Origin of the sequence: Reichenbachiella sp., from assembly GCF_039944555.1 — a bacterium.
Classification (GTDB): Bacteria; Bacteroidota; Bacteroidia; order Cytophagales; family Cyclobacteriaceae; genus Reichenbachiella.
The window spans coordinates 516,597-530,355 of sequence record NZ_JBDUYN010000007.1 but is presented as its reverse complement, the minus strand read 5'-3'; the positions used below and the strand labels follow the sequence as shown (position 1 = coordinate 530,355).

Below are 13,759 nucleotides of genomic sequence, written 5' to 3'. Positions count from 1 at the left end.
CATTCTACTTTTCGGGTGTTAGCTACACGAATTTCATGTGACGTTTCAACTTAGATTAGATGTTAAGCTTTTAGGCTAATCTGTGCCAAGTAAAAGGCTCTTAATGTCCTTCTGATAATTTCTGCCAATAGGCAGAAGCTTATCGGCAATTTCCACCTGGTTGCCATCTATAGCTTTTACTTTGTTTATCGCGATGATGTAAGAACGGTGAATTCTTACGAACTCCTCTGCGGGAAGTATTTCTGCTATACCGACGAGATTATTATGATTGATGAGACTTTCATCGTAAGTTTTGATCCTTACATAGTCTTTAAGACTTTCTATGTACAAGATGTCATCAAGGTAGACCTTGATCATTTTTTTGTCGATCTTGAAAAATACATGAGCTTTTTCATTTTCCTCATGAGAAGCGTCATTCGATTCTTTTTCGGCACTGCGTTGTTCGATGCGATTAATGGTCTTCATAAATCGCTGAAGAGAAAACGGCTTTACTAAATAGTCTATCACGTCCAGCTCAAAACTTTCGACGGCATATTCACGATAGGCAGTAGTGATTACCACAGCAGGAGGGTTTTGAAGACTTCTAAGAAAATCCAGTCCCGAAATTGTAGGCATATTGATGTCTAGGAAAATTACATCTACTTCCTGATTTGATAAAAAGTTGAATCCCTCTACGGCATCCTTGCATGTACCAACCACTTCGAAGTTCTTAAAATTGACCAGAAAATTTTTGATCACATTAATGGCCAGGGGTTCGTCGTCTATTATCAAACAATTAATTTTCATTCAGCGGTATATTTAAAACAGTTCTGTATTTATCCTCGCCCTCGATCAAATCCAGCGAATAATCATTATTAAAAATCAATTTAAGCCTTCTTTTTGTATTTTTTAAACCTACCCCGTGATTATATGTCTGAAGGCCATTGTCGGCAATTGGTCCAGGGGATTTGTTGTTTTCAGTGATGAACGTTAGCCTGTCGTCTGTCACGCTGAGTGATATTAGAATCGGAATATCTTGTCCAATCAAGCGAGTACCATGTTTGAAGCTATTTTCAATAAAAGGCAAAAGTAGGACCGGCGGGATGACTTTCCCTTCTATGTCTCCGGAGATTTCAAGATCCACATTGAGTCGTTCACCGTACCTCAGCATTTCCAGATCCAGGTAGTTTTGAATGTGTTTGATCTCATTGACCAATGGTACTCTCTTCTGCTTCGCATCATAAATTACATAGCTCATAAGCTCTGAAAGTTTCAGTACCGTATAAGGAGCCTTATTCGATTTGTCCAACGTCAGTGAATAGAGGTTATTAAGGGTATTAAAAAAGAAGTGGGGTTGAATCTGTGATTTTAGAAAAGCCAGTTCAGTTTCCAGATTTACTTTCTGCAATTCCGTGGTCTTGTTTTTGAAGGAGATCCAATCTACTGTCATTTTGATGGCTGTGCCAATGGCAACTACATAAATCTCCCCTATGAAAGCGGAAGTGACATAGTTAAAGTTGAATAGGGAGGTTTGTTCTATGCTCGATTCCTTGTAGATCTCTGTGGTTACAAACAAATAGGTCAAGATTATTCGAATCAGTATAATAACCAAGGTAGCTGCAAACAACAAGACAATATACCACCCAACTCTTTTCGGAATGAGTCTGGGCATCAAATAGTATATGTTGAAGTATACTATGATGATGTGCAGAGGAAACTCTACCAAATTAGATTGAAAAGAATAGGAATAATCATCAAAATATGCTCCCCATCTCACCCAGTTAAAAGTAAAGTACACAATCCAAAAAATTGAATGGTGTACAACAGGTCGTTTGGCAAAGTCAATGGCTCCTTGCATCGGCGCAGCTTCGGGTTTAAAAAATAGTTGATCGGAAGTTAGCAATATTTTATCTCAGTTGTAAAATGAAAAAAGTCAGAAATTATAGTGAAATAAATTTCATCCTACTCAACAATTCGCTCGGCGGTAGCTAACCACAGCTTAACGACAGAAACATACACTTAACAGGTAGAAGTTGCTCAACGGCTTCATTCGAAGGTGAAATCATGCCATTCAGCTATTTATTTTTAATAAGGGCGAAATATTAATCAAAATTATGGCTGCTAAAATCTATTAATAATGACTAAATCTAAAATTAAGTCTATGAAGAAGAGAATACTTTTGTTAAGTTTTGTCATGGGTATGGTGCTATTTGCGCAGGCCCAAACCCGGACTTTGAACGGCAAGGTCACAGGAGCAGACGATGGCGCTGCTTTGCCGGGTGTGAACGTGTCGGTGAAAGGTACCAGCACAGGTACAATCACCGATATCGATGGTAACTATAAGCTGGATGTATCAGACGATAACGTACTGGTATTTTCATATATAGGATATAGTACTCAGGAATTTACTGTAGGAACTAGAACTGTAGCTGATATTGTATTGGAGATAGATGCTGAGCAGTTGGAAGAAGTAGTAGTAACTGCCCTAGGTATTGAAAGAGAGAAGAAGTCTCTTGGTTACGCTGTCACCGAATTAGGTGGAAAAGAAGTTAGTGAAGCTAAAGAAAACAATTTCATCAACTCTTTGTCTGGTAAAGTTGCCGGATTACAAGTATCTCAAAATGCCGGTGGAGTAGCAGGATCTGCTCGAGTGGTGCTTCGAGGTAATTCTTCATTAACCGGAGACAATAATGCGCTTTACGTAGTTGATGGTATTCCTTTTGACAATACTTCCAATGGAACCCAAGTGGATGAATGGGGTAACAATATGGATTTGGGTAACGGTATCGCGGATATCAACCCGGAAGACATAGAATCAGTATCTGTTCTAAAAGGGGCAACTGCGGCAGCTCTGTATGGTTCAAGAGCCACCAACGGGGTTATTCTTATTACCACTAAGAAAGGCCAATCTGGAAGCGGTATTGGAGTAAGCTATACTTCTAATTTTGTTATTGAAGAGGCTGCTTACCTGCCAGAATTGCAAAACACGTATGGACAAGGGTTAAACGGAGCAATTCCTACTGATGGAACCTTAACTAATAATGGTTCGTGGGGGCCTGCGATGGATGGGTCTAATCAACTGCTATGGACTGGGGATAATGGAGCTTATTCGGCAAATCCTGACAACATCAAAGATTTCTTCGATACTGGAAAGACCTGGACGAACTCAATTACATTGGATGGTGGTAGCGACAAGGCTACTTACCGAATCGGATATACGAATGTATCGAACAATGGGATTGTCCCTAACAGTGGGTTGGATAGAAACTCCCTTACCTTTAGAGGTACAGCCAAGTTATCAGAAAAACTTTCTGCTGATACAAAAATCACTTATGTGACTCAAGAGGTTAGAAATAGACCAAGCATGTCTGGTTGGGGTGATAACGTGATGCAAAACCTCATCTATCAACCACGAAATACAGACCTTTCAGAGCTTAAAAACTATCTGGATGCAGACAATACAGTGAGAAGACCACTTAGCACCTATGGCGATAACCCTTATTATGTTGTAAATGAGAACTACAACAAGGATACGCGAAACAGGGTTTTTGGTGTGGCTTCATTAAACTATAATGTTACAGATTGGTTAAAAGTGATGCTAAGAGGAGGAACAGATTATACCGCTCAGAAAGTTTTCGGATTTACCAAAACAAACCATCCATTTTTAGGCGGAACGTTGAATGATGTGATATACACTTCAAACGAAACTAATCTTGATTTCTTGGTTTCTGCCAACAAGGACATTACTTCAAACTTTTCTGTAGGGATTAACCTGGGAGGAAACTTAAGAAAGAATGAAAACACGACAACCGGATACGGTGGAAGTGGCTTTACCTTTCAAAGCGTTTACAACATCTTGAATGCCAATACGAAGACCGTAAATGCAGGAGCTGGTGTTTACAAGAAAGAAATTCAATCTGTTTATGCTAGTGGCCAATTTGCCTTTATGAATGCAATCTATTTAGATTGGACAGCTAGAAATGATTGGTCTTCGACACTTCCTTCCGGAGACAACTCATACTTTTATCCGTCTGTTTCAACAAGTGTTGTGATTTCAGACTTGGTAGACGGACTGGATGCAGGTGCCTTGTCTTTCTTGAAAGTGAGAGCTTCTTTTGCTCAAACAGGTAACGATACACAGCCATATGTATTGAGTGATGTATTTGCCATCGACTCAGATCCATACTTAGGTTCCAATACTGCTAGCCTTACTGCTTCCAAAGCCAATCCAAATTTGGTACCGGAAAGAACGAATTCTGTAGAAGCTGGTATTGATGCAAGATTCTTTGATGGAAGGTTAGGCGTAGATTTCGCTTGGTACAAATCAACTACTACTGATCAAATTATGCCAATTCCAACGGCTCGAGAATCTGGTTACAGTAGTAAATGGATCAATGCAGGTGAAGTTGAAAACAAAGGAATCGAATTAGCCTTGAATGCATCTGTAATCAGGTCTACAGATTTCAATTGGGATATTAATTTCAATATGGCCAAAAACGAAACAAAAGTGATAGAACTTGATCCTGCTAATGGTATCGAGACTTTAGACCTTACACAAGGTGGCGGTGGCGGAGTATTCTTCGTTTCAGCGCTTGCTGGTGGAGAATATGGTTCGATCCGTGGATTTGGTTATCAGAGAAATGATGCAGGCCAAATTGTGGTTGATGCGGAAGGATTGCCTTTGGCTTCAACTGACAGAATGGAGTTTGGATCATTCAACCCTGACATGCTTGGCGGTGTTACTAATACATTGAAATACAAAAACTTCTCTTTGAGTTTCTTGATCAACTTCAGAAAAGGAGGAAAGATCATGTCAATCTCAAGTGCAGTACTTGATCAACAAGGCAACAGTCAGAGATCACTTGAAGGAAGAGTAGACGGCGTATTAGTGCCTAACAGTGTACAAGTAGCTACTACTGATGCAGATGGCAATCCTACCTCATATGATGCGAACACAACAGTTGCCACCGCTCAGAGATATTACTCTCAGCTCTACGGCAGAAACATCATTGAAGACTATGTGAAGGATGGTAGTTTTGTGAAATTCAAGGAATTGACCTTTTCATATAATTTACCAAACAGCTTGCTAGCTAATACTCCATTCACCAGAGTTTCAGTGGGACTTACCGGAAGAAACTTATTCTTTTTATCCAGAACGATCAAGGATTTCGATCCTGAGGTATCTGGATATAATAGCGGAAATGGGCAGGGAATTGAAGCTTATGCTTTGCCGGCCACAAGAAGCTACGGGTTCAACTTAAATGTTAGTTTCTAAAACTTAAAGAATAACAACGATGAAAAAGATATTATCAATTTTATTGGTATTTGTAATAGTTGCTTCATGCACAAACGAATTTGAAGATCTCAATACAAATCCAAATCAACCATCAACGGCGAGTGAGAACTTAGCACCGGTGTTTAGATATGTTCAGCGTCATGCTTTTGCTGAGACTAGGTTTAATACCTGGAGAGGAAACCTGATTTTCGGATCCAGATTTGCTGATCAGTGGTCATTTAGTTTTGGAGGTACCTGGTTTGGCAATGCAGCCGGATTCACCTACGATTCCGGATGGACTGATGCAGCCTGGGATGATCCATATTCAAAGGTTTCAGGTAATCTTGTAGCTTTAATCGAAGGAACCGCCACTGGAGGAGCTGCTGAAGATGTAGCCGTTAATGCAATTACCAGAGTGATGAAAGGATTTTTCTATCAGAGGATGACAGATCAGTTCGGTGCCATTCCTTATTCTGAGGCTGGTACAGCTGAACCAACTCCGATATTTGAGTCTCAGCAAGATGTTTACAACGACATCATGGCTGACCTGGGAACAGCGATCGCTGATTTGAAAACAGTAAGTGGAACACATGGTTATTCGTCAGATGATTTGGTTTATGCTGGAGATATATCGAAGTGGATCAAAGCGGCCAATACACTGAGACTAAGAATGGCACTTCGAGCTAAAGACGCTCCAGGTAGTAATTCTGCATCAGTAATCACTGCGGCAATGGCTGAAGGAGAGTTTTTGAGTTCAAACGACGACACTTTTGCCGTTGATAGAGATCTTAGCAACGCACAAAACCTTTTCAACGGTTATAGCGATATTTGGTATACCTGGGGACCTCCAGCGGCCAGATGGGTGTTGAGTAACACTTTGGTAGATGCTTTAAAAGCTAATAATGACCCTAGGTTATTTGCTTATGCACAGCCCGCGCAAGGGGGAACTGTAGGCAATGCAGCTGATTATTTAGGTTCAGTAGTTGGAGGAAACGCCACTTACATTGGTGCAGCTGATTTCACTACTTTTTCAAGACCAAATCATGCGATATACACCGATGGAAATATTGACACTTCTGTAGATGAAAGTATCAGAGCTACATCTGTGATGCCTTCTTTGATCATGACTTATGCAGAAGCTGAGCTTTTACAAGCTGAAGTGGCAAATGATGCAGGTGATTTGGCTACTGCTCAAACTCACTTTACTAATGCCATTAGAGGTTCTATGGAATATTGGGGAGTAGATGCAGCTGATATTGCTACGTATCTGACAGATCCATCTGCTACTTTGGTTGCAGGGACAGCTTTTGATCAAATCGCTTTGCAAAGATGGTTGGCAGCTTATACTTACGGGTATGAAGCATGGGCTGTATCCAGAAGAATGAACGTGGCTGAGCAGCTTGGTTTTGACACCAAACCATTTGGAGGAACTAGCAATTACGCTAATACTGCCGGTGGTGCTGCCAACGTGTTGCCAAAAAGATTGCAGTATGGCACCAATGCCGTGCTTTTGAACGCTGACGGCGTAGCTCAAGGAATTCAAATGAATGGTGGAGCTGACGTAATGACTACCAAGCTTTGGTGGGATGTGAACTAAAAATTAATTGAACCAACCTTAGAAAAGGCCGTGTCATCAGACATGGTCTTTTTTCTTTTTTGGTTTTATTTGAGTAATATGAAAAGACAAGGCCTGATTTTTTTAAGCTGTTTAATATTTGGTTGTAGCTCCAGGGATCAGTCGGTTGAACTTCCATTGTTCGAAGACCTAAGCGCTATTATGACCAAGGTTGATTTTAGAAATGACATTCCTGAATCTGCCACAATGAACTCTTTTGTGTATGAGTATTATTATAATGGTGGTGGCGTTGCCATAGGAGATTTAAATGGGGACGGATTATCAGATATTTTCTTTACAGCTAACCTTGATAAAAATGCCTTATACCTCAATACCGGGGATTTTCAATTTATCAATGTCACTGAAAAATCAGGTGTTGCGGGAAAAGAAGGGTGGTCAACAGGGGTGAGTCTTGTGGACATAAATGCCGACGAGAAACTGGACATCCATGTTTGCTATTCAGGCCCTTTTCAGGATGAAAGGCTGCGCGCCAATGAGCTATTTATTAATCAGGGAAATAATTCATCGGGATACCCAAGCTTCAAAGAATCGGCCAAAGAATATGGCTTGGCAGACACCTCCTTTTCTACTCAAGCGGCCTACCTGGATTACGATCAGGACGGGGACCTGGATATGTTTTTATTGAATCATAATCCCTCAAGAGTACCAGAGGACGAGCTCACTACTGGTCGTGAGAGTTTTACGGCTATTGGAGATAAATTTTACGAAAATGTTCAAGGCAAGTTTATTGATAAAACCAGGGAAGTCGGCATCTATTCTAATTCGATTTCCTATGGATTAGGCGTGGGCGTTGGTGATGTCAATCATGATGGATGGCCAGATATTTACGTCTCTAATGACTACGAAGAAATGGACTATTTGTATCTCAATCAGCAGAACAAAACATTCAAAGAATCTATTCAGGCTGCTACCCGACATATTCCCAATTTTTCAATGGGAAATGATATTGCTGATTATGACAACGATGGTTTATTGGACTTTGTCGTATTGGATATGGTATCTGAAGATAACTACGGCATAAAAACGAGCATGCCATCGATGAACCCACAGCTTTTTAATAAACGAGTATCACAGGGATTTCACCATCAGTATATGTACAATGCTTTGCAAAGGAACACTTCCTATATGGATGAAAATCAAATTCCTCACTTTACTGATGCAGGCAGGATTGCGGGAATCACCAATACTGGATGGAGTTGGGCACCTTTGCTCGTAGATCTCGACAATGATGGATGGAAGGATATTTTTATTTCCAACGGAATAAAGAGAGACTTCAGAAACAACGACTTCAATATTTACTTAAAAAATCTACTCAACAGTGATCCGTCCTATCTTAATCGACCCAATCAAATGCAAGAGGTCTTAAGCAAGATTCCTCAAAAACCGCTCAAAAACTATCTTTATAAAAACAATGGTGACCTAACATACGAAAAGGTGACCGATACCTGGTGGCCAGACAACAAGCCTACTTTTTCTAACGGAGCAGCTTATGGAGATTTGGACAATGATGGAGATTTGGATTTGGTCATTAACAACATAGATTCGAAGGCTTCAATTCTTCGTAATCACTCAAACAAGAACTACCTCAATGTTAAATTCAAGGGATCGAAAAATAATCCTGAAGGAATTGGTGCCAAGCTGTACGTCTGGGTAGCAGGTAGAAGCCAATATTTTGAACATTATCGGGTGCGCGGCTTTCAATCTAGTGTATCCTCTGGCCTTATTGTTGGGTTAGGATCTCATGTGATGATAGATTCTATCAAAGCTGAATGGCCTGGAGGGAAAGTTCAATTAATAAAAAATGTAAAGGCAAATCAAACCCTAACTATTGACCAGAGCAAGGCAGGGCCAATGATACTTCTGAATCCGTACTCAGAAAAGTTATTTTCCAAAACCCATGTTCAAGAAGAACTCATGCATTCAGAAAATGATTTCGACGACTATCAAAAGCAGATACTATTACCTCACAAATTATCTCAATTTGGGCCAGCCCTGGCGGTAGCAGATGTCAATGCTGATGGTTTGGAAGATATCTATTTGGGACAATCAGCCGGCACGGCGTCCGGTATTTGGATACAACAGGAGGGGGGAAGATTCAACATTTCTCAGTCATTTGATGCCCACAAAGCCAGCGAAGATGTAGATGCCTTGTTTTTTGATTATGACAAGGATGGCGATCAGGATTTGTACGTCGTAACCGGAGGCAACGAATACTTGAAAAGCGATCCAAACTATGCGGATCATTTCTATCTCAACGAAGAAGGGGTTTTCATGGATGCATCTCATTTATTACCAGCCTTATTTGAAAGTGGGTCTATAGTCAGAGCTTCCGATTTCAACTCAGATGGTCGGGTAGACCTGTTCGTTGGAACCAGACATGTTCCCGGAGCATATCCAAGCCCTGCCAGTAGTTACCTATTACTAAATACGGCCACCGGTTTTGAAGATATCTCTACAGAAATTGCCCCCGAGCTTGAAAAACTTGGGCTGGTTACTGATATGGCCTGGTCTGATTATGACTCAGATGGTGATACAGATCTTTTGATCGTAGGAGAATGGATGAAACCAACCATTTTATCAAATAGTGAAGGGCATTTTAAGATAGAACCTCTTGACGAACTGGATAGCCTGGTAGGTTGGTACAACGCGATACAGGCAGTAGACATTGATAATGATGGTGATCAGGATTATCTACTCGGAAATCTTGGCAATAACTATAAATACAAGGCCACAGCCAATGAACCATTTGAAGTGTATTATGCCGACTTTGATGGTAATGGCATTGAAGACATAGTACTTGGCTATTACAATTTTGGAGAACTGTTTCCCGTAAGGGGCAGGCAATGTTCGAGTCAACAAGTACCTGATCTTAAATCCCAGTTCACCAACTACCACAGCTTCGGAAGTTCTTCATTACCGGATATATATAAGATTGACGGTCGGTCTGATTTGCTCGAATACAAGTCGCGAAACTTTTCAAGCGGTGTACTCTTAAATACCGCGTCTGGATTTGACTTCAAGCCATTCCCAAATCTGGCGCAGCTCTCCAGCATAAATGATTTTCTAGTCGATGATTTTAATGAGGACGGCCACGAGGATCTCCTTATTGGAGGAAATCTATATCAGTCAGAAATAGAGACACCAAGAAATGATGCAGGTTATGGTCTTCTTTTGTTGGGTGATGGTCTCGGAAATTTTAAACCTGTAGATGCCACGATCTCCGGGTTTTATTTGGCCGGAGAGAGTAGAAAACTGGATGAACTAAGCATTGAGGGCAAAAGACACGTGCTGGCTGGTATTAACTCATCCAGAATACAACTGCGCAGAGTTAATCAACAATAGTTATAATACCGTTCAGCGAATAGATTCTGCCGAACAGCTAAATTGTTTTCCCCCTCAAAGCATCGAATTTAAATTAGTAATCTATCGGGCAGAAGCCTTGATCACGAAATTAAATTAGAGTTTTGGGTTAGAAAGGGTCACGTTTTTCGTGATCTTTTCTTTTTTAAGTCAATTGTGAACTTCCAACCCATTTAGCTTCAAAAAAGGCCACTTTAGCTAATATATTTCATCCACCATCCGGCATTTTCTAGTTTTATTTCAGAATAAACCAGATAAAAGTGTCAAACCCACTTTTTAAAGAAGATTGAATATGAGCATAACAATGGTAAAAGATACCGCAGTAGCATCGAAGAGGACCAGCCGGAAGGAGTGGAGTGCGATGGAATCTACCAAATTTGAAAAAATACATACTGAGATATTTGATGATGCTGAAGAAGCATCTAAAATCATTGCACAAGAAATAGCTGCATTGATTAGATATAAGACCGAAAGAAATGAAAAGTGCATTTTGGGGCTGGCTACAGGTTCTTCACCCATTCAGGTATATGCCGAATTGGTACGGATGCATAAAAAAGAAGGCCTGAGTTTTCATAATGTAGTTTCCTTCAACCTGGATGAGTACTACGGGCTAGATAAGACTGATACGCAAAGCTACATTCACTTCATGCATCATCATTTATTTGATCATGTAGATATTTTGCCCGAAAACATCAACGTGCCAAGTGGAAAGATCGCCTTTGAGCACATCGCAGAATACTGTACTCAGTATGAAGAAAAAATAGAAAGTTACGGCGGCCTGGATTTTCAGCTACTGGGTATAGGCCGTACCGGACACATTGGCTTCAACGAACCAGGTTCCAAGATCAATTCAACCACACGAATGATAACGCTTGACTACCTGACACGCCAGGATAATGCCTTTGCTTTCAATAGCATGGTAGATGTACCGCGAAAGGCAGTCACCATGGGAGTAGGTACCATACTTAAAGCCAAGCGGATAGTAATCATGGCCTACGGTATGAAAAAAGCCGAAATAGTCAGAAAGACTGTTGAAGGAGAAATGTCTACAGACGTGCCGGCAAGTTTCTTGCAGGACCATGAGGATGTCACTTTCGTTTTAGACGAAAATGCCTCTTTGAGTCTGACCAGATTTGAGACACCTTGGATTGTCGGAGACTGCGAATGGACCAAAGAACTAAAAAGAAAGGCGGTCGTTTGGTTAAGCCAAAAACTAAATAAGCCCATACTCAAACTCACTGATCGCGACTATAACGACAATGGTATGTCAGAATTATTGGGTGAGAATGGGGCCTATGAAGTGAACATCAAGATGTTCAATCACTTTCAACATACCATTACAGGATGGCCCGGCGGCAAACCAAACGCAGACGATAGCAATCGTCCCGAGCGTGCAAATCCGGGTAAGAAAAGAATCATCATATTCAGTCCTCATCCTGATGATGATGTGATATCCATGGGAGGTACCTTCCTCCGGTTAGTAGATCAGGGGCATGAGGTCCATGTAGCTTATCAGACTTCCGGCAATATTGCCGTCGCAGACCATGAGGCTCAGCGTTTTGCAGAATTTGCTAAAGAATTGTACGAATATGCGGCCGGCGACAAAGCCGATAAAAAGATATTTGATAAAGTATTTAAAGATGTCAGTAGTAAATCTAAAAAAGAGGTTGCTTCTATCGACGTAAGAAAAGTAAAAGGCTTGATCAGAAGAGGAGAGGCCATTAGTGCTTGTAGATATTATGGAATACCAGATAAGCAAGTGCATTATCTTGATTTGCCTTTCTACGAAACCGGAAAGGTTGAGAAGAACCCACTAGGCGCTGCCGATGTCAAAATCATAAAAGATTTGATCGAAGAAGTAAAACCTCATCAGATTTATGCAGCCGGAGATTTAGCTGACCCGCATGGAACACATGAGGTATGTCTTAAGGCCATATTCGGTGCCCTGGATGATCTGAAAAAGCAGAAATACATGAAAGATTGCTGGGTATGGCTTTACAGAGGCGCATGGCACGAGTATCCGATAGATGAAATCGAAATGGCAGTTCCTATTAGCCCGGAAGAGCTAATGAAAAAAAGAATGGCTATTTTCAGACATCAGTCACAAAAAGATGGAGTTGTATTTCAAGGCGACGACAGCCGTGAGTTTTGGCAAAGGTCTGAAGATCGAAATCGTGAGACTGCCGAAATGTATGATGCCCTTGGACTAGCTGAGTATGAAGCAGTAGAAGGCTTCAGACGATATCACTTTCTATAATTAACTTAATCAAACAGCTCATTACTATCTTGCCAACTGAAATTTAATTAGACAATTTGAAAAAAGACAGACTACTCAGTCTCGATGTATTTCGAGGCATCACCATTGCTGCTATGATACTGGTGAATGACCCGGGCTCATGGTCCTACGTCTATTCACCTTTGTTGCATGCCAAGTGGCATGGATGTACACCCACTGACCTGGTCTTTCCTTTTTTCTTGTTTATGGTAGGCGTAGCTGTATCTCTGGGATCGCCAAAAGAAGGGGAAGATCGAAAGAAAATCACTTACAAGATTATCAAAAGAAGTTTGTACTTGTTTCTCATTGGATTATTCCTCAATGCCTTCCCGTATTTTGAATTGTCTACCCTGAGAATACCGGGGGTGCTTCAGAGAATTGGATTGGTGTTTTTGGTGATTGGCCTCATGCATCATTATATCAGCACCCAAACTCAAATAATAACCAGTGCCGGTTTACTCGTGCTCTACTGGTTACTAATGACCTTTATGCCTGTACCGGACTTTGGCGTAGCCAATTTAGAGCCTGAGACGAATTTCGCAGCATGGTTTGATCGCTTGTTTTTATCAGGACATATGTGGAAATATAGCAAAACCTGGGATCCTGAAGGCCTATTAAGCACATTGCCATCCATTGTCACAGGACTTCTGGGCATGTTTACAGGGAAGCTGTTGTTTGGAACTGATGACAAACTAAGTGGGATTGTCCGTCTGTTTGTATTAGCCAATGTAATAATTGCTCTTGGGCTGGCATGGGATATGACATTTCCTATCAATAAGAGTTTATGGACAAGTTCCTTTGTGTTATATACTGCAGGCATAGCCATGCACTTTTTTGCCGTACTCTATTGGGTGCTCGACATTAAAAAATATAGAACCGACTTTACCTTTCCCTTCCAGGTTTTTGGGTCTAATGCCATTACCGCCTATGCACTATCAGGAGTCCTGGCAACTACGTTTGGAGTGATAAAGATCGGCGATGAATCGATTCAAGGGATTCTTTTCAACAGTTTGTTTAACCTATTCGGAGATCATCACTTTGCTTCATTAGTGTATGCATTAGCTTTTGTAGCGGTATGTTATGTACCCGTGTGGGTACTCTATAGAAGGAATATTTTTATTAAGGTGTAGGTAAAATTGAAAATGTCATAATAATTTTAAGCTTTATTGTATTTTCTCCTAAGAAAATCGGACAATGAATATAATACGTTTAATTTCGAAATTTAAGTAATAGA

The 13,759-nt window shown here is 40.8% G+C and carries 7 protein-coding genes; 5 read left to right on the top strand and 2 right to left on the bottom strand.

Annotated elements, in window-relative coordinates:
- Positions 1 to 75: 75 nt before the first annotated feature.
- Together ABJD64_RS10825 and ABJD64_RS10820 are read right to left on the bottom strand one after the other, a co-directional pair.
- Positions 76 to 786, bottom strand: a complete 711-nt coding sequence (locus ABJD64_RS10825; protein ID WP_348178596.1) for a LytTR family DNA-binding domain-containing protein — start codon at positions 784 to 786, stop codon at positions 76 to 78.
- Positions 776 to 1,837 (bottom strand): histidine kinase, encoded by a 1,062-nt coding sequence (locus ABJD64_RS10820; protein ID WP_348178594.1) that lies wholly within the window; start codon positions 1,835 to 1,837, stop codon positions 776 to 778. Before ABJD64_RS10820 ends, ABJD64_RS10825 begins: the two co-directional genes overlap by 11 nt.
- A gap of 303 nt (positions 1,838 to 2,140) precedes the next feature.
- Between ABJD64_RS10820 and ABJD64_RS10815 the strand changes: the two genes are divergently transcribed.
- The 5 genes from ABJD64_RS10815 to ABJD64_RS10795 all read left to right on the top strand — a co-directional run bounded on the left by ABJD64_RS10815 (position 2,141) and on the right by ABJD64_RS10795 (position 13,655).
- Positions 2,141 to 5,254 carry a SusC/RagA family TonB-linked outer membrane protein gene (locus ABJD64_RS10815; RefSeq protein WP_348178592.1) on the top strand — a complete coding sequence of 1,038 codons (3,114 nt, stop codon included), beginning with the start codon at positions 2,141 to 2,143 and terminating at the stop codon, positions 5,252 to 5,254.
- Positions 5,255 to 5,273: 19 nt separating this feature from the next.
- Entirely contained in the window at positions 5,274 to 6,851 is a 1,578-nt protein-coding gene (locus tag ABJD64_RS10810) for a SusD/RagB family nutrient-binding outer membrane lipoprotein (RefSeq protein ID WP_348178590.1), read from the top strand.
- 78 nt (positions 6,852 to 6,929) lie between these two features.
- Positions 6,930 to 10,232 carry a VCBS repeat-containing protein gene (locus tag ABJD64_RS10805; RefSeq protein WP_348178588.1) on the top strand — a complete coding sequence of 1,101 codons (3,303 nt, stop codon included), beginning with the start codon at positions 6,930 to 6,932 and terminating at the stop codon, positions 10,230 to 10,232.
- A 310-nt stretch (positions 10,233 to 10,542) separates the two neighbouring features.
- Positions 10,543 to 12,507, top strand: coding sequence for a glucosamine-6-phosphate deaminase (gene nagB / locus ABJD64_RS10800; RefSeq protein WP_348178586.1), 1,965 nt, complete (start codon positions 10,543 to 10,545; stop codon positions 12,505 to 12,507).
- 56 nt (positions 12,508 to 12,563) lie between these two features.
- On the top strand, positions 12,564 to 13,655 hold the full coding sequence (locus ABJD64_RS10795) for a DUF5009 domain-containing protein (RefSeq protein WP_348178584.1): 1,092 nt from the start codon (positions 12,564 to 12,566) through the stop codon (positions 13,653 to 13,655).
- Positions 13,656 to 13,759 lie beyond the last annotated feature (104 nt).

Bases quoted from the DNA above. Each gene is read 5' to 3' on its own strand.
- ABJD64_RS10820 (WP_348178594.1), bottom strand. From the start codon at position 1,837: ATGCAAGGAGCCATTGACTTTGCCAAACGACCTGTTGTACACCATTCA.
- ABJD64_RS10825 (WP_348178596.1), bottom strand. From the start codon at position 786: ATGAAAATTAATTGTTTGATAATAGACGACGAACCCCTGGCCATTAAT.
- ABJD64_RS10815 (WP_348178592.1), top strand. From the start codon at position 2,141: ATGAAGAAGAGAATACTTTTGTTAAGTTTTGTCATGGGTATGGTGCTA.
- ABJD64_RS10810 (WP_348178590.1), top strand. From the start codon at position 5,274: ATGAAAAAGATATTATCAATTTTATTGGTATTTGTAATAGTTGCTTCA.
- ABJD64_RS10805 (WP_348178588.1), top strand. From the start codon at position 6,930: ATGAAAAGACAAGGCCTGATTTTTTTAAGCTGTTTAATATTTGGTTGT.
- nagB (WP_348178586.1), top strand. From the start codon at position 10,543: ATGAGCATAACAATGGTAAAAGATACCGCAGTAGCATCGAAGAGGACC.